This window comes from Ruegeria sp. YTSB088, assembly GCF_059609825.1.
This window is the reverse complement of sequence record NZ_JBXWMM010000001.1, coordinates 40864-57542: the sequence shown is the minus strand read 5'-3', so window position 1 is coordinate 57542 and position 16679 is coordinate 40864. Positions and strand designations below refer to the sequence as shown.

18 protein-coding genes are annotated in these 16679 nt (G+C 58.1%); 6 read left to right on the top strand and 12 right to left on the bottom strand.

The genetic code is table 11. The features are described 5' to 3' along the window. Positions 1-204: 204 nt before the first annotated feature. From AC2FFA_RS00330 to rpiA, 6 genes are all read right to left on the bottom strand, one after another. The gene (locus AC2FFA_RS00330) at positions 205-1719 is read right to left on the bottom strand and encodes a Do family serine endopeptidase (RefSeq protein ID WP_496849296.1); all 1515 of its coding nucleotides are present in this window, start codon (positions 1717-1719) and stop codon (positions 205-207) included. A gap of 110 nt (positions 1720-1829) precedes the next feature. Continuing rightward, complete coding sequence (locus tag AC2FFA_RS00325) at positions 1830-2024, bottom strand: DUF2065 domain-containing protein (protein ID WP_117869374.1); 195 nt, start codon at positions 2022-2024, stop codon at positions 1830-1832. Continuing rightward, the gene (gene hflC, locus AC2FFA_RS00320; protein WP_117869375.1) at positions 2024-2920 is read right to left on the bottom strand and encodes a protease modulator HflC; all 897 of its coding nucleotides are present in this window, start codon (positions 2918-2920) and stop codon (positions 2024-2026) included. The genes AC2FFA_RS00325 and hflC overlap by 1 nt, the downstream gene beginning before the upstream one ends. After that, positions 2920-4062: an FtsH protease activity modulator HflK gene (gene hflK, locus AC2FFA_RS00315; RefSeq protein ID WP_117869376.1), complete on the bottom strand. Its 1143-nt coding sequence runs from the start codon at positions 4060-4062 to the stop codon at positions 2920-2922. Before hflK ends, hflC begins: the two co-directional genes overlap by 1 nt. Before the next feature lie 72 nt (positions 4063-4134). Beyond that, positions 4135-5493 carry a glutathione-disulfide reductase gene (gene gor / locus AC2FFA_RS00310; protein ID WP_496849293.1) on the bottom strand — a complete coding sequence of 453 codons (1359 nt, stop codon included), beginning with the start codon at positions 5491-5493 and terminating at the stop codon, positions 4135-4137. A gap of 125 nt (positions 5494-5618) precedes the next feature. Beyond that, positions 5619-6407 (bottom strand): ribose-5-phosphate isomerase RpiA, encoded by a 789-nt coding sequence (rpiA, locus tag AC2FFA_RS00305; protein WP_496849292.1) that lies wholly within the window; start codon positions 6405-6407, stop codon positions 5619-5621. 167 nt (positions 6408-6574) lie between these two features. Here rpiA and AC2FFA_RS00300 point away from each other — a divergent pair, with 167 nt between their 5' ends. From AC2FFA_RS00300 to AC2FFA_RS00285, 4 genes are read left to right on the top strand one after another with little or no spacing between them, the layout of a single operon-like run. Then, positions 6575-7276 carry a glutathione S-transferase family protein gene (locus AC2FFA_RS00300; RefSeq protein ID WP_496849290.1) on the top strand — a complete coding sequence of 234 codons (702 nt, stop codon included), beginning with the start codon at positions 6575-6577 and terminating at the stop codon, positions 7274-7276. Position 7277: 1 nt separating this feature from the next. Then, positions 7278-8651: an L-serine ammonia-lyase gene (locus tag AC2FFA_RS00295; RefSeq protein ID WP_496849288.1), complete on the top strand. Its 1374-nt coding sequence runs from the start codon at positions 7278-7280 to the stop codon at positions 8649-8651. A 23-nt stretch (positions 8652-8674) separates the two neighbouring features. Then, positions 8675-9091, top strand: a complete 417-nt coding sequence (locus AC2FFA_RS00290) for a GFA family protein (protein WP_496849286.1) — start codon at positions 8675-8677, stop codon at positions 9089-9091. Between the two features lie 45 nt (positions 9092-9136). Next, positions 9137-10051, top strand: a complete 915-nt coding sequence (locus AC2FFA_RS00285; protein ID WP_117869382.1) for a DMT family transporter — start codon at positions 9137-9139, stop codon at positions 10049-10051. On the opposite strand, the gene AC2FFA_RS00280 is transcribed toward AC2FFA_RS00285, so the two are convergent. Beyond that, on the bottom strand, positions 9996-10703 hold the full coding sequence (locus AC2FFA_RS00280) for a thiamine diphosphokinase (protein WP_496849284.1): 708 nt from the start codon (positions 10701-10703) through the stop codon (positions 9996-9998). The two genes, AC2FFA_RS00285 and AC2FFA_RS00280, sit on opposite strands and share 56 nt — an antisense overlap. 123 nt (positions 10704-10826) lie before the next feature. Here AC2FFA_RS00280 and AC2FFA_RS00275 point away from each other — a divergent pair, with 123 nt between their 5' ends. Both AC2FFA_RS00275 and AC2FFA_RS00270 read left to right on the top strand, forming a co-directional pair. Then, positions 10827-12539, top strand: coding sequence for a hypothetical protein (locus AC2FFA_RS00275; RefSeq protein ID WP_496849283.1), 1713 nt, complete (start codon positions 10827-10829; stop codon positions 12537-12539). A gap of 161 nt (positions 12540-12700) precedes the next feature. Then, the gene (locus AC2FFA_RS00270; RefSeq protein WP_496849282.1) at positions 12701-13303 is read left to right on the top strand and encodes a GNAT family N-acetyltransferase; all 603 of its coding nucleotides are present in this window, start codon (positions 12701-12703) and stop codon (positions 13301-13303) included. On the opposite strand, the gene AC2FFA_RS00265 is transcribed toward AC2FFA_RS00270, so the two are convergent. The 5 genes from AC2FFA_RS00265 to nthA all read right to left on the bottom strand — a co-directional run bounded on the left by AC2FFA_RS00265 (position 13294) and on the right by nthA (position 16663). Then, on the bottom strand, positions 13294-13530 hold the full coding sequence (locus AC2FFA_RS00265) for a DUF2842 domain-containing protein (protein WP_496849281.1): 237 nt from the start codon (positions 13528-13530) through the stop codon (positions 13294-13296). The genes AC2FFA_RS00270 and AC2FFA_RS00265 overlap by 10 nt on opposite strands. Further along, on the bottom strand, positions 13530-14825 hold the full coding sequence (locus AC2FFA_RS00260) for an adenylosuccinate synthase (RefSeq protein ID WP_117869387.1): 1296 nt from the start codon (positions 14823-14825) through the stop codon (positions 13530-13532). Before AC2FFA_RS00260 ends, AC2FFA_RS00265 begins: the two co-directional genes overlap by 1 nt. A 223-nt stretch (positions 14826-15048) precedes the next feature. After that, a complete protein-coding gene (locus AC2FFA_RS00255; RefSeq protein WP_496849279.1) occupies positions 15049-15378 on the bottom strand; it encodes a nitrile hydratase accessory protein in 330 nt (109 codons plus the stop codon). After that, entirely contained in the window at positions 15375-16052 is a 678-nt protein-coding gene (nthB, locus tag AC2FFA_RS00250) for a nitrile hydratase subunit beta (protein ID WP_496849277.1), read from the bottom strand. Before nthB ends, AC2FFA_RS00255 begins: the two co-directional genes overlap by 4 nt. Next, positions 16049-16663, bottom strand: a complete 615-nt coding sequence (nthA, locus tag AC2FFA_RS00245) for a nitrile hydratase subunit alpha (RefSeq protein WP_117869390.1) — start codon at positions 16661-16663, stop codon at positions 16049-16051. The genes nthB and nthA overlap by 4 nt, the downstream gene beginning before the upstream one ends. Positions 16664-16679: the final 16 nt, after the last annotated feature.

Below are 16679 nucleotides of genomic sequence, written 5' to 3'. Positions count from 1 at the left end.
GAACATCGATCCCACGTTGACCTAAGGTGAGTTTGTTACCGTAGGAGGTCAGAGAATCATCCCCGATATCTGTCCACTGACCTCTCCCTGTATCTGAGCCATACGCAATATCTGCGTATGGCTCATTTTTTTGTGGCGCATCGGTGATGCCCGGTTTGGTCTGCGACCAAGAAAAAGGCCGGGAGGTTTTCCCGGCCTATTCCGTTAGTCCTCGAGGCTCAGCGCCACAAAACGCGGATCGCCGCCCCTGCGCACCAACAGCAGCAGAGATTTGCGACCGGCTTCGCGCGATTCTTCCATACGAGCTTCGAGATCCCCGATGGTTTCCACTTTTTGCTGGCCTGCTTCGGTGATCAGATCACCGGCTCGCATTCCCTTGGCATAGGCCTCAGATGCTTCATCGACATCCGTAATCACAAGGCCGTCTGCATCAGCATCCAGTCCCAGATCTGCACGCAGGGTGTCAGTCAGGGGGGATATCGTAAGGCCAAGAATATCCGCGTTTTCGTCAACCGGTGCTTCCTGCGGTTCCTCCTCGCCACTGTCAGCGCGTTCGGCATCCTCACGGCGTCCCAGCGTCACAAGTACGGTCTGCGTTCCGCCATCGCGATGCACGATCACTCTGACGGACTTGCCGACGTCTGCTTCACCAACCTGACGTACCAAAGCTCGCGTGTCTTCCACCTCAACGCCGTCAAAGCTGAGGATCACGTCACCCGCCTTCAACCCGGCTTCCTTGGCGGGGCCGTCCGGCACATCGCTGATCAGCGCGCCGCCCGGTTTTTCCAGCCCCATGGCCTCGGCCATGTCTTCGGTTACGTCCTGAATACGGACCCCTAGCCAACCGCGACGGGTCTCGCCGTATTCACGCAGTTGATCGACAACCTTCACGACGACATTCGACGCCATCGAGAAGCCTATGCCGATCGAACCGCCATTGGGTGACAGGATTGCAGTGTTCACACCGATCACTTCGCCGTCCATGTTGAACAAGGGCCCGCCCGAGTTGCCCCGGTTGATCGCCGCATCCGTTTGAATGTAATCGTCGTAGGTTCCACTCAGCGCTCGGTTACGGGCCGACACAATCCCGGCAGACACCGAGAACCCCTGCCCTAGAGGGTTGCCCATAGCAATGACCCAGTCTCCGACGCGCGCCACGTCGCTGTCGCCGAACTTCACGTATTTTAGCGGGCCCGAAGCCTCGACCTTGAGCAGAGCGATATCGGTTTTCTCATCAGTTCCGATGACTTTGGCCGCCAGCTCTTTCTTGGGCTGACCATCGCCGGGGAAGAATTCCACAAGGATTTCATCAGCTTCGGCAATCACATGGTTGTTTGTGACGATAAAGCCATCTTCCGAGATCACGAACCCCGATCCCAGCGCATTACTGCGTCTCGGCGCGTTGTCGTCATCTCCGCCGTTGCGGTCCTGAAATTCGCGGAAGAAATCCTCGAACGGGGACCCTTCGGGCACTATGCCCTGCGGGCCAGTCTGGCCCTCGATCAGGGTGCTGGTTGTGATGTTCACCACCGCCGGGCTGATTTTATCTGCCAGCGGCGCCAGGCTTTCGCCTCGGGCCTGAGCCGCGGCCGATTGGGCCAGCAAAAGCAGTGAACCGGCAAAAGCCAGCCACATCAGCCGCAACCAAACACTCACTTCGTCCCACCGGACGGATACACTGCGCGCTTTCGCCTGCACTTGAGCTCTCCTTGTCGACATTCTCGCTAAAACCGCGTGTACACGGCCTTTCTTACCAACCAATGTAGTCAGTTTGACCCGGCGAGCAACTCGGGATCGCAACGAAACCACCGGCAAGTGAAACCGCCGCATCAAAAGCCCAGCTGTTGCGCCCCCCAAAGCAGGATCAGCCCACTGATCACACACAACAATCCGGCGAGACGACGGGCTTGCTCGGGCATGTCCCGCAAGGCTTCAAGCATCCGTTCGATAAGCGAAGGGGCCAGCGCATAGGCCAGCCCCTCGACGATCAATACCAGCCCAAAGGCCAGAAGGATCATGCCCATTATTCAGAAGCCGGAGCCGCTGGCACAGGCCGCCCTGTAGGAGATCCAAGGTAATTGAAGAACTCTGAATCCGGGCTCAACACCAGCGAGCTGTTGCCGCCTTGCAGCGCATTCTCGTAAGCTGTCAGTGAGCGGTAAAACTCAAAGAACTCCGGATCGGCACCGTAGGCTTCAGCAAAGATCGCGTTGCGTTCGGCGTCGGCCTCACCGCGGGTGATTTCAGCCTCACGACGCGCATCCGACACTAGTTCAACCACAGTTCGGTCGGCCTGCGCACGAACCCGCTGCGCGGCCTCGTTACCACGCGCGCGTTCGTCGGTTGCTTCACGTTCCCGCTCGGCCTTCATCCGGTCGAACGTTGCCTCAAGGTTGGCTTGCGGCAGGTCAGTCGCTTTCAGGCGTACGTCAATCACGGTAACACCCAGTGCACGTGCCTCGGCAATAGCACTGTTGCGGATACGCAGCATCAGCGCGGCGCGGTCGGAACTCAGGATGTCGCGCGAGGACACCGAACCCAGAACTTCGCGGGTTTCGGCGCGCAAAATGCGATCCAGTCGATCTTCGGCAACCGGGATACCGCCAACACCAACCGCCTGGCGGAACTGGTTCAGATCCGAAATCCGGTAACGTGCAAAAGCGTCAACCACGAGGCGACGATCATCCAGAGGTGTGACCTCCAGCGGCTGCACGTCGATGGACAAGATGCGGTCGTCATAGCGCACCACTTCCTGAATCAGCGGAATTTTGAACGCCAGACCTGGCTCTTCCTTCACAGCGACAACGCGGCCAAATTGCAGAACCAGAGCACGCTCGCGCTCGTCCACGATGAAGATCGAGGACAGCACGCCGACTATCGCGATAAAAACGATCGGCAATATAAATGTCGTCTTACGCATCAGTTGCTCTCCCCTGCAGGGCTTCGGCGCAGCTCGTTGAGCGGCAGATAGGGCACAACGCCCTGCCCTTGCCCACTCGAGCTCGGGTCTAGAATGATCTTATCGACGTCACCCAAAATCTGTTCCATCCGTTCCAGATACAAACGCTTGCGTGTCACGTCCGGTGCCTTGGAATACTCTTCCAGAACCGCGCTAAAGCGACTGGCCTCACCCTGAGCACTGTTGATCTGTTGAGCACGGTACCCTTCGGCCTCTTCAAGAATCTGCGCAGCTTCACCGCGCGCCTCGGCAAGAACCCGATTGGCATAGGCGTCGGCCACGTTTTGCAGACGGTCACGCTCCTGCGCAGCAGCCTGAACATCGCGGAACGCGGCAATCACGTCCTGCGGCGGGTCGGCCTTGTCAAAGTTAACGCGGACAATATTCACGCCGGAATCGTAACTGTCCATCGTGGACTGAATCAGCTCCTGAAGGCGGTCGGCGATGACACCGCGATCCCTGTTCAGAATCGGAGCAAGCTCACTTTGCGCAATAATCTCGCGCATGGCCGATTCCGATACAGCACGGATTGTCTGTCGCGGATCGCGCAGGTTGAACAAGAACTTGGCCGGGTCATTGATGTTCCAGACGACCTGGTAGTCAATGTCGACCACGTTCTCGTCACCGGTCAACATCAGGCCATCGTCACTGCCGCGTGCTCCGCCCATGTCTTCGTTTTGTTCGCGGGTAACCGGAATGACTTCGGCGGTGACAAACGGCCATGGCGCAAAGTTCAGACCCGGATTTCCAACAGCCGAAAACTCGCCCAGAAACAGTTCGACTGACTGTTCTTCGGGTTTGACGGTGTAAAAACTTGCAAGGCCCCACAAAACTGCAGCCGCCACCAGACCGATCGCAATTGTGCCCTTTGTAAAGGCCGGGCCACCGCCGCCCTGACCACCGCTGCCACCACGACCACCGCCGCCGCGACCGCCCATAAGGACGCGAAGCTGCTCCTGGCCTTTTTTCATCAGCTCGTCGATCTCGGGGATCTGCGGGCCGTCGCCTTCGGGCGGCTTGCGCCCGTCCCCGTTGTTACCCCGATTTCCTCCGCCACCGGATGAGCCTCCGCCCCCCCAGGGGCCGCCGCTGTTGCCCGCCATATGTATCTTTTCCCTTGTATTGGACCGTGTGATCACGGGTTCCCTTGTAACGTGTGTGCGCGCGCTTGCAAATCAAGCCGTGCGTACAGGTTGCCGCATTGTCACCAGTTCTTCGGCCATCACCGGATGAACTGCAACCGTGCGATCGAAATCTTCCTTTGTCGCGCCCATCTTTACGGCAACTCCGGCCAGCTGGATCATCTCACCGGCACCCGGAGCCACAATGTGGCAGCCTAGTACTTTGCGGGTAGCCTGAGAAACGATCAGTTTCATCAAAACCCGCTGCGTTCCACCGGCAAACGCCTTCTGCATCGGCTTGAACGACGTCGCATAGACCTCAATCGGTTCCTGTGCCGAGGCTTCCTCCTCGCTCAGGCCTACTGTGCCGAATTCAGGTTGCGTGAAAATGGCGGTTGGGATCAGCTCGTGATCTACAGGTGTCGGGTTGCCTTTGAAAACAGTTTCTACAAAAGCCATCCCTTCACGGATGGCCACGGGTGTCAGGTTGACCCGGTCGGTCACATCGCCAATGGCATAGATCGACGGAACAGCGGTCTGGCTGTATTCATCCACGACGATCTCACCCTTGCGACCACGCTCGACGCCCAGATCTTCCAGCCCGAGATTGTCGGCATTCGGCGCACGGCCTGTGGCGTACATGACCACGTCAAAACGATCCTCGGTGCCGTCAGTTGCCTTGACGCGGATCTGTTCACCATCCCTAGTCATTTCCAGCACATTGGTGCCCAGACGAACGTCGATACCGTTCTGACGCATTTCTTCGCAGATCAGCCCGCGCGCTTCTTCATCAAAACCACGCAGGATTTGTGCACCGCGGTAGAATTGCGTGGTCTCGACGCCAAGACCGTTCATGATCCCGGCGAATTCGCTGGCGATATAGCCACCACCGACGATCAGAATACTCTTTGGCAGCTTGTCCAGATGGAAAATCTCGTTCGACGTGATCGCAAGATCCGATCCCGGGAACTCTGGCACAACCGGGCGACCGCCTGTTGCAATCAGGATGTGTTTGGCAGTTTTCCGGCTGCCACCAGTCAGCTCGACCGTGTGCGCATCCACCAGGCGCGCGCGCTGATCAAAGTTTTCAACGCCGTTGTTTTTCAGGATGCCGCGATAAATTCCTTCCAGCCGGTCCAGTTCGGCAACGAGTTTGCCGTGAAACGTATCCCAGTCAAACGCGCCGGGCTGAACGTCCCAACCATAGGCTTTTGCATCTTCAACCATGCCCGAGTATTCGCTGGCAAAGACCATCAGTTTCTTTGGCACGCAGCCCCGGATCACACAGGTGCCGCCATATCGGTCTTCTTCAGCCAGCGCGACCTTTGCACCCGTTTCACCCGCCGCCACACGTGCCGCTCGGACCCCGCCCGAGCCTCCGCCGATGACGAAAAGATCATAGTCAAAGCTCATGCCGGTTTCCTTCGTTCAACTTGCAAATTCCTCTGGATATCTGGGCGCGAAAACCGCGGTGCCAACCCCCGGGCGCGGATTATTCGACCTTTTACCGACGCTTGTCCGAATAGCTTGCATGAAACTCAGTCCGTTTGATCGGAAAACAGGTTTTCTCGAGAGTCACGCGACAGCTGATCCAGTTCAAGGGTGCCCGCGTTGATATCCCGCAGTTCGACCCGCCCGTCTCCATGGCCGATGACGACCTTGTCACAGATATCGATAAACAGGCCGTTTTCCACCACGCCGGGAACCTGATTGAGGATCAAGGCCATCTGACGGGGATTGCCGATGCGCTGTAGGTGCAGGTCAAGAATGTGGTTGCCTTCATCTGTCACGAACGGGGCCTCTCCATTCATACGCAGCGCCGCCGAGGTTCCCAGCACATCCATCGCATCCAGCGCTTCTTCGATCAGTGTCCGTGTGGTTTGCCAGCCAAAGGGGACAACCTCGACCGGCAAAGGAAAAGCACCCAGCGTTTCCACCTCTTTCCCGGCATCGGCGATGACGATCATCTGATCGCTGGCTGTGGCAACGATTTTTTCCTGCAAATGCGCGCCGCCACCGCCCTTGATCAGGTTCAGGTCACCATCGAATTCGTCCGCGCCATCGATGGTCATGTCCAGCCACCCGGCCTGATCCAGAGAAATGACTTCGATCCCGACTTGGCGTGCCAGCTGCGCGGTGCGGGTGGACGTGGGAACACCTTTGATCCGCAGGCCTTCGTCCTGCACCCGTTCACCCAAACGGCGGACCAGCCAGGCCGCTGTAGACCCTGTTCCAAGACCCACGCGCATACCGTCCTCGACCATCTCGGCGGCACGGCATGCAGCCACAAATTTTGCGGTGTCGATGGGCGACAATTCTCCGGTCATGGCAGCTTTCCCAGTTTGGCCTGCCGGTGTTATAGGGAATGCACCACACAACTGCGACCACAATTTGCGGTCCGGCAAGTTCAAAGATGTCTCAAAACTGCGCGTTTCCTATCGGAAACGTCGCAATCATGTCTTCCGCAGGAATCTTTGTCATATAGATTGCCCGCATGATGACCCGATACCGCCTGCATTATGCCCCTGATAACGCCTCGCTGGTGGTCCGGCTGGTGCTGGAAGAAATGGGTGCGCCCTATGAAACCGTGCTGGTCGATCGCCGTCGAAACGAACAAGACAGCGTAGCGTATCGGGCGTTGAACCCCAACGGGCTGATCCCTGTGCTTGAAACTCCGCAAGGGCCGATCTTTGAAACGGCGGCAATCCTGCTGTGGCTGTCCGAGCGCCACGGTCAACTGGCCCCGGCGGCAGAAGCCCCCGAACGCGCCGAGTTTTTGAAATGGTTGTTCTTTGCGTCCAATACCCTGCACGCCGATCTGCGCATTCTGTTTTACGCCGAGAAATACATCGATCCCCCACGGGCCGATACGTTGCGTGCAGGTATCCGACCCCGTTTAAAGCAACACCTGCAACTGCTGGACGCGCTGGCAAAACACGCGCCGATCTGGTTCAGCGCAGAATGTCCGTCGGTTCTGACCTATTACGTCGCATGCATGATGCGCTGGATGGCCGTGTACCCGGCCAAGGCAGATCGCAGTTGGTATCAACTGACTGACACCCCGGCCCTGCAAACCATCCTGGCACAGCTTGAGACGCGCCCTGCCACCCTCGCAGCCATCGCGGCCGAGGGTCTGGGACCCACACCGTACACCTCTCCTATTTACGCTACCCCCTTAGAAGGCTCAGCTACCTGACATGTTCCTCTCTGTCTTCGATATGTTCAAAGTGGGCATCGGCCCGTCCTCCTCGCACACCATGGGCCCCATGGTGGCGGCGGCTCGCTTTCTGGACATGATGCGTGCATCACCATTTGAATTTGCAGGTCTGAAGGGCTCGCTGCATGGCTCGCTCGCCTTTACCGGCGTTGGCCATGCAACCGACCGGGCGACCATTCTGGGATTGGCCGGCTTTGTTCCGGACACCTACGACAACGGCAAGGCCGAGGCCGTATTGGCGGACATCGCCAAGACACACACAGTTACCCCCGAAGGCCTGCCGACACTTCAATTCGACCCAAAAGCTGACCTGGTTTTCGACTATGACACCAACCTGCCGGGGCACGCCAACGGGATGATCCTGATGGCCACAGACGCGCAGGGGGACGTGATCCTGCGTCAGGTGTTCTATTCCATCGGTGGCGGTTTTGTCCTGACCGAAGAAGAGCTGGCCGAGGGCAAGGCAACCGACGAAGGCGCGCCTGTACCGTTCCCGTTCAAGTCTGCCGCGGAGATGCTGGATATGGCCAAATCCAGTGGAAACAGCATCGCCGAGATGAAGCGCGCCAATGAGATAGCGCGCGGCTGTGCTGACAGTTTTGCCAAAGGCTCTGCCCGCCTGTGGGACGTCATGAATGCCTGTATCGAACGCGGTTTGACGACTGACGGCATCCTGCCGGGCGGGCTGAAGGTGCGCCGAAGGGCAAAGGGTATCTATGACGCGCTGATGGCCGAACGCGGCATGAACCTGACCGCGCCGCACACGATCAACGATTGGATGAGCGTCTACGCCATGGCGGTCAACGAAGAAAACGCCGCCGGTGGGCAAGTTGTTACAGCGCCCACCAACGGGGCGGCGGGCGTTCTGCCTGCGGTGCTGCGCTATTACCTGGACCACGTGCCCGGGGCCTCGGAAAGCCATATCGAGGACTTCCTGCTGACCGCCGCCGCGATTGGCGGGCTGGTCAAGTACAACGCCTCGATCTCGGGTGCCGAAGCGGGATGTCAGGCCGAGGTCGGCAGCGCATCTGCCATGGCGGCAGCCGGGCTTTGCGCCGTTATGGGCGGCACACCCGAGCAGGTTGAAAACGCCGCCGAGATTGCATTGGAGCATCATCTGGGCATGACCTGCGATCCCGTCGCCGGTCTGGTTCAGGTGCCCTGTATCGAGCGGAACGGACTGGGTGCCATCAAGGCGGTGTCTGCTGCATCGCTGGCCCTGCGCGGCGACGGTGAGCATTTCGTGCCGCTGGACGCAGTGATCGAAACCATGCGTCAGACCGGTCATGACATGCACGAAAGGTACAAAGAAACCTCACTTGGCGGGTTGGCCGTGAACGTGCCAAACTGCTGAGACCGCAATAAGAGAGGGTCGATATGCGTGGACATTGCCTGTGCGGCAGCATCAAGTACGAGATTGACACTCCTGCCCTGTCCTGTGTCACCTGTCATTGCGACAGCTGCCGACGCCAATGCGCTGCACCGATGACCACCTATTTCGCAGTTCGTGACGGAAAGTGGCGCTGGATCGGAGAAGAGCCGAAACGCTTCAACTCTTCTCCCGGTGTCGAGCGCAGTTTTTGCCCGCATTGCGGCACCCCAATCTCATTCCGTTCAGCCAAGATGTCGGATATGATGCACCTGTATGTAGCCACTTTGGAGACCCCAGAGGCGTTACAGCCCACGTTGCACGTGTCTCATGAGGAAAAGCTGAGCTGGCTGCACCTGGATGACGGTCTGCCCACCTGCACCGGGCCGGATTACACAAAAATTCAACCCCTGCCGGACGCCTGACATTCGACCTTTCAACTGCGCCGCGAAGCAGATAGCGTCGCGCTCATGACTCAGGATCGTCCCGTCTTCGGCATCTTTTTGATGTTAGGTTTTTGCGTGCTCGCACCCTTGGGAGATGCGATGGCAAAGCTGTTGGGTGAGACGACTCCGTTAGGTCTGCTGGTTGCTGTCCGCTTCGCGGTGCAAGCGTTGATTCTCATCCCCCTTGTGGTGATGACGGGTCGGCCCTGGCGGATGCGCGGGCGGATTCTGCGCCTGACAGTCATCCGCACGCTGCTGCACATCATCGGCATAACTGCGATGTTCAGCGCGCTGCAGTTCCTGCCTTTGGCTGACGCCATCGCCATTGCCTTTGTCATGCCTTTCATCATGTTGCTGCTGGGCAGATACGTTCTGGGCGAAGAGGTCGGCGCGCGGCGCCTTGTGGCTTGCATCGTCGGTTTCATCGGCACACTTCTGGTCATCCAGCCCAGCTTTTCCGAGGTCGGCGCACCTGCTCTGCTGCCTTTGATCGTTGCCGTGGTTTTTGCGTTGTTCATGCTGGTCACGCGCCAGATCGCCAAGGAAACTGATCCGATTTCCTTGCAGGCGGTGTCTGGCGTCCTGGCAACTGTGGTGCTGGTTCCTGTCCTTGTGATCGGAACACCGCTTGGTATCTGGGACCTGTCAGCCGCCTTGCCCGCCCCCGACATGTATTGGTTGCTGATCGCGATTGGAGTTCTGGGGACCGTCGCGCATCTGCTGATGACATGGTCACTGCGCTATGCACCTTCGGCCACGCTGGCCCCGATGCAATACCTGGAAATCCCGGTGGCAACCCTGATTGGCTGGGTAATTTTCAGCGACCTGCCGGACGGGCCGGCAGCGGTTGGCATCATGATCACAGTCGCCGCCGGTTTGTACGTTATTCTTCGCGAACGGGCCACCGCTCGCACTGTCCCGACAGAAACACCTGCATGAGCGGATCGAGTGCAGTGCGGGGAGCCATGACCAAAAGGCCTGGTCCATCCATCTGCAATTCAACATCCGAAAGCGCGCGATTGGAAGTACCCACCTGCCCGTCCGGATGAAACCGCAGGCCGTCGATGGGCCATTCCAGCCCGGTGCTGCGCCCCGTCACCGAGCGCATTGAAAACAGGGAAACCACATCTCCGGGCGAAACCGGCAGCCGGATTCGGGGAGGCGCGTGAAAAACCACCTCATGCTCGCCCAACAAAATGCAGGCCTGGTCCTGACGTCTGACAAGTATGCTCAGAACTGCAAGCTGATGATCAAGTCGTCCGCCAAGAAAACCGGCCCCCAAAACCAGCGGAGCCTGCACATTGCGCAAGGCCTTGTCGAAATCGGTGCTGTCCTGCTCGCGAATGGCAAAAAGCCGGTCAGACGGGATTTTCGCTTTCGACGCGTTGTCCAGCGAATCGAAATCCCCGATGACCGCGTCCGGAATCCGACCTGATTCTGTCAGAACTGCCGCCCCACCATCCGCTGCAACGACTGAAGTGACGCGGTTCAGCACCAAATTCAGGTCGTCGAAACCAACATAACCGCCCCCAAACAACCCGATTGGATCAGCAGAGCGTACAATTGGTTCATTTTTCCTAAGATTGGCCATTTTTCCCGGATTTGGACACATTAAGACCACAAAATGATAGGTTCATGCATAAAGTTCAGAGCCTCCGTGTGCTCCCGATTCCGGGTAAGTGGGCTCTTGTAGTTTGTAAAGGACGTGCGTCTGATGGTACAGAATAACAAGGTATTAACCGTTTCATATGGAACCTTCTCCTGCACTTTGGAAGGATTCGACGATTCCTTTGAAACGATGAAGGCCATTGCCGAATATTTCCGCGATCTCGCTGCGGATGATCGGTACTTCGGCTCGGAGCCTCCGCAACCAGACGCCGAAATGCTGACCCGCATTGCACGCCGCGATGCATCGCAACGCGTTGAAGCCAGTCAAAACGAATCCGGGCTTTTGCTGCGTGCTTCATCAGGCACCGAAGCCCCGGCACCGATCGCTTCTGACGCACCGGCCCCGCACACGGCTGATATTGATATCATGAAAACCCCCGCTCCCGAATATACTCAACCAAGCCCGGCACAGACCTCTTTCGCGGACGCGGAAACCGTCGAAGACACCCCTTCTCCGGCAGCCGATAGCATCGCAGCGAAACTGCAGCGTATCCGAGCCGTTGTTTCCCATTCGGACGTCCCCCCTACTGCCTATTCCGAAGACGAGGAGTCTTCGTTGCTGGCCAACACCGCCCCGCCGGTGGACGCCGTAGCAGCTGCTTTCGAAGCCGGTGCTCTCAGTTCGGAAGACTTTGAAGAACCTGCCGAGCCCGAGGCCGCGGAAATCGAGGATCTGCAAGCGCTCGATGTAGAAGACGTACAGGCCGATGAAGCGCCCGCAACAGCAGAAATGCAGGGCATCGAAACCGCAGAACCGGGTATCGAGAACGTTTCCGAACAGCAAGTGCCACTGACCCCCGAGCACCTGCAGGACGAGGATTTCGAAGAAACAACGGAAACCGCACAGCTTCCTGCAGAGCCCCTGTTCTCGGATCTTGAAGACGATAGCGAAGAGGAATTCGACAAAGAAGATGTTCCAAACATCCTCAACGTTGAAGACGTGGCGATCGAGTCCGAAGAAGAACCAGGTGAAGAGCCGCAGGACGATCAGGCGCAGGGTGTGCAGGGTGTATTGTCGGAAGAGGACGAATATCGACTGATGTCTGAGATTTCGGAAATCGAAAAAGACATGGCAGGTCGTTCCAGCCAGAAACTGACAGATGACGCCGATCCTGATCAGGATATCTCGCGACTGATGGCCAAAACCGGTGAACACATGGAGGATCCCTCCAGCAGCGACGCGCGAGAAACTTACTCGCATCTTCGTACTGCCGTTGCCGCAACCGAGGCCGACCGTGATGACCAAACGACTCCGGACGCCTCGCCTGTCGATGAGTACCGCGTTGACTTGGCGTCAGCGGTCAGCCCGCGCCGCCCCGAGGTAAACGTGACCAGTATACGCCCTGAAGCTGATACTCCGGCCCCGTTGAAGCTGGTTGCCGAGCAGCGCGTGGACGATCAAAGCGAATCCAGTGGCCCCGTGATGCCGCGTCGCGTCACCACTCAGACAGAAGAAACCGAGTCGGAAGAAGGCGGTTTTGCGCAATTCGCACAGGATCAGGGCGCACAGTCGCTTCAGGATCTGCTGGAAGCAGCTGCGGCCTACCTGTCCTTTATCGAAGGACAGCAGCAATTCTCGCGCCCGCAACTGATGAACAAGGTCCGCTCTTTGAAGCAGGATGAGTTCAATCGCGAAGAAAGCCTGCGTTCGTTCGGACAGCTGTTGCGCGACGGAAAAATCGAGAAAGCTGGTGGTGGCCGTTTTGCTGCGTCCAACCTAATCGGTTTCCGCCCTGATGATGAGCGCGCAGTAGGCTAACTGCCATACCAGTTGACAAACAGGGCCGGCTGCCCCACCGGCCCTTTTTCTTTTGACGACAACCAAAAATACCGAAACTGAGTAATTTTTTCAATAATATCACCCAACGGGTGACGCTGCAGTGCAGAAATATGGTATGATCATACGATAGTAATTTCGTCATGATATCCGTTTCAGACATGGGCAGCGCTATGCAAGATGTCATAATCCGCCGACTTCGGAGGTGCGATCAGGCCTTAATTAAACACCATTTCAACAAGTTGGATGAAGAGATATTGTTGTCGCGCTTTGGAGTGCCTGTTCAGCCGCAGGGATTGCAAGACTACCTTTCCAACATGTTTGCTGATGCAGCATTCGTTTTCGGAGCATTCCCGGATCCTTGCCTGCGTGGTCTAGGAGAATTGCGCCTGATACCTGACCACAAACACCACGTTGCCGAAGTAGCCTTTACCGTAGAGAAGGCCTGGCAGGATCGGGGCATCGGCGATGCATTGCTGTCACGCCTCATTACGGTCGCCCAAAATCGAGGGATCAGAGAAGTTCACATGCTTTGCCTTGCGGCAAACCAAAAAATGCGGCGCTTGGCCGCCAAGCACAACGCCAAGCTGACCCTTGTACCGGGTCAGGTCGAGGCTACCCTGATCACTCCGTGGCCGACACCGTTTAGTATGGCCAAAGAAATCACAGGCGAGTACCACGCGTTTGCACGCGCAGTGCTCAACTGGCCCAACCATGTGCACACATCAAACGAGGCTCAGGATTGATCCGGGTCTTCTTTGCCAACCCCGCGAAAAACGAACTTGAACGGCAGGGCCCAAAGAATGCCCAGAACGATATAGACCAGAAGTTCCACCCATATCGGGGGGCGCTCCAGCCAGTTCAAAACCGTCACCACCGCCACAATGTAAAGTGGTAGGCCGATCACAAGAACAACCAACGACCAGCGCCGGCGCGCCTTGTAACTCAGACCTGTTTTCTTCTCTTTCTTCATCAATCAGCAAACGGGTCGGTCACCAGAATGGTGTCGTCCCGCTCCGGGCTGGTGGACAGAAGGGCCACAGGGCATTCGATCAGCTCTTCGACCCGGCGCACATACTTGATCGCATTGGCCGGCAAATCAGCCCAGCTGCGCGCGCCTTCGGTCGATTCGCTCCAACCCGGCATTTCTTCGTAGATCGGTGTGCAACGTGCCTGCTGGTCAGCCGCTGTCGGCAGATAGTCCATGCGTTCACCGTCTAGCTCATACCCTGTACAGATCTTCAGAGTTTCGAACCCATCCAGAACGTCCAGTTTTGTCAAAGAGATACCGTTCACGCCACTGGTCGCACAGGTCTGACGGACCAGGCACGCGTCGAACCATCCGCAACGGCGTTTGCGACCTGTTGTTGTCCCGAATTCATGCCCACGTTCACCCAGGCGCTGACCATCCGCATCCTCAAGTTCTGTCGGGAATGGGCCTTCGCCGACACGGGTGGTGTAGGCTTTTACAATCCCCAGCACAAAATCGATCGATCCCGGTCCAATCCCGACCCCTGTCGCGGCCTGACCTGCGATCACGTTGGACGAGGTCACGAATGGATAGGTGCCGAAATCGATGTCCAGCAGCGCCCCTTGCGCCCCTTCGAACAGGATGCGTTTTCCGGCTTTGCGCTTTTCGTTCAGAACTTTCCAGACCGGAGCAGCAAAAGGCAGAATGCTCTGCGCGATCTCTTTCAATTGGGCAATCAGCGCGTCGCGGTCGACCAGTTCGATTCCCAGACCTTTGCGCAGCGGGTCATGGTGCTGCAAAGCGCGGTCCACCCGTGCCTCGAGCGTGGCTTCATCCGCCAGATCGGCGACACGCACGGAACGGCGCCCGACCTTGTCTTCATAAGCCGGTCCAATCCCACGACCTGTAGTGCCGATTTTGGTGCCTTTGCTTGCCGCTTCTTCACGCGCCCGATCCAGCTCACCGTGAATCGGCAGGATCAGCGGGGTGTTCTCGGCAATCATCAACGTATCGGGGGTGATCTCCACACCCTGCGCCCGGATGGTCGCAATTTCCTTAAGCAAGTGCCAGGGATCCAGCACGACGCCGTTGCCGATGACGCTCAGCTTGCCACCGCGCACGACACCGGAAGGCAGCGCATGCAGTTTATAGACTTCTCCATCGATCACCAGCGTGTGACCAGCGTTATGTCCGCCCTGAAAACGCGCGATCACGTCCGCCCGTTCGCTGAGCCAGTCGACGATCTTGCCTTTTCCTTCGTCACCCCACTGGGCGCCGACAACAACCACGTTGGCCATATCCGGTCCTTTTGCGCTGAGTTATCAAACCCGGCTCATATAGCGGGGCGCAAACGGCAGGGAAACCGATATTTCGCCGCAGATGAAAATCGCGCGAACGCGCGATGCCTCAGGCGGGGATATTTATAGCCAGATGAAAAGCGGATCCCCGGCTTCATCTGGCAAAAAAATAGCCGGGGGAGTCTCTCGGAACGGGCGGCGGGGCAGAGCCCCCTACCCGACATCAACGCAAATGCACCGGTTGCCCATGAGGTGTCGTCAGATATGCTTCTTCCCAGAATTGACATAACTGTTTTACATCCTGCTGCAGCGCAGTGCCCTGCTCGGCCAACAACCCCTCAAGCGTTTCCAGCCATGCTTTGAAGTAATCGTCACCTCCATCCAGTTCTCGAGAGAGTCCGTGGCGCTTCAACGTATTCGAGAACCGGGTGGCCCAGTCGGGCCATTCGAACCGACCGGCCTCGTTCAACGCCACGGTGACAGCGAATACCTGAGCGTGCCAGGGCTCGGCAAAGACGGGATCGGGTGCGCTGTGGGTGATGCAATCGCTCATGCCGGCTCCAGGTAGCTTTGCCAGAGGTCCAATACGACTTCGTCATCGGGGTGTTCAGGGTTGGCCCAAAGCTCCGATGCCGGGAATGCCACGGCATAAATCGGTTCAGGCGCTTCGCCCAGCCCGTGAGCGTTGGAATCAGGCAGGACATGGGTTCCGTGCAGGCGCAGGACTCGGCCCTTGGCACCAGACGCATAGATCGGCAGGCGCGTATGGCCGCCATCTACAAGCCGATTCGCTGCGGGGCGATTTGTGACAACCTGTTGCCCGACAGAAAACCGCACCGACACCGTCGAGGGCCTGTCCGCCGGCCCACCTTTGGCCAAAGCAGCAGAAACAGCTTCCGCTTTCAGCCTCCTATCTGCCAGTGGACTCGGTACGTCATTCCCATCGCCCCGCAGGTCGGCCAAGGTAAGAACGCCGCGTTCTACCAGCAGGTCAGCCAGGCCCGATATCCACTTCTCATAGTACGAAAACCGCGTGTAGTCTTTCGGGGACAGCCGTTCGCGTGCGTGGCGAGATATGTCGATGTTCCACTGCCCCAGAAAGCCGGATGCAAGTGTCACTGCCAGTGCCCGTGCGTTCCAGTCTTCGGCAAAAACCGGTGCATTCTCGGCTTCGGGACTTATCGGACCATCTCCGAACCGGCCTCCCATGTCATGAACGCGGGTCATGAAAGGACCTTCGGCAGGCCCGTGCCGATCATACTGTCGCGTGTCACAAGCGCAGCAAGTTCCTCCTCACTCATCCCATCTGTGCCTTCGGGACGCATCGGCAGAACGAGGTAGCGAACCTCGGCGGTCGAATCCCAGACCCGTACGGAAGTTCCCTCGTCCAAGGTGACACCGAATTCAGCCAGTACTTTGCGGGGCTCACGCACCGCACGAGCTCGATAGGCATCAGATTTGTACCAGCCCGGCGGGATACCCAGCAAAGGCCAAGGATAGCAACTGCATAAGGTGCAGACGACCATGTTGTGCCGGGCCGGCGTGTTTTCGACAACAACCATGTGTTCGCCCTGGCGACCATAATAGCCGAGATCCGCGACCACCGGGGTGGCGTCTTCCAACAGAGCGGCCTTGAAAGCTGGGTCGCTCCAGGCTTTGGCAACAACCCGCGCGCCGTTCTGCGGGCCAATCTTGTTCTGATAGGTGTCGATGATTTCATCCAGAGCCGCTGGATCGATCAGACCTTTGCGGGTCAGAATCGTTTCAAGCGCTTTGACACGCAATGCGGGTTCAGGCGGCAAAAGGGCGTGCGGGTGGTCGTGGTCGTCATGTGGCATAGGCCGCAGCCTGCGT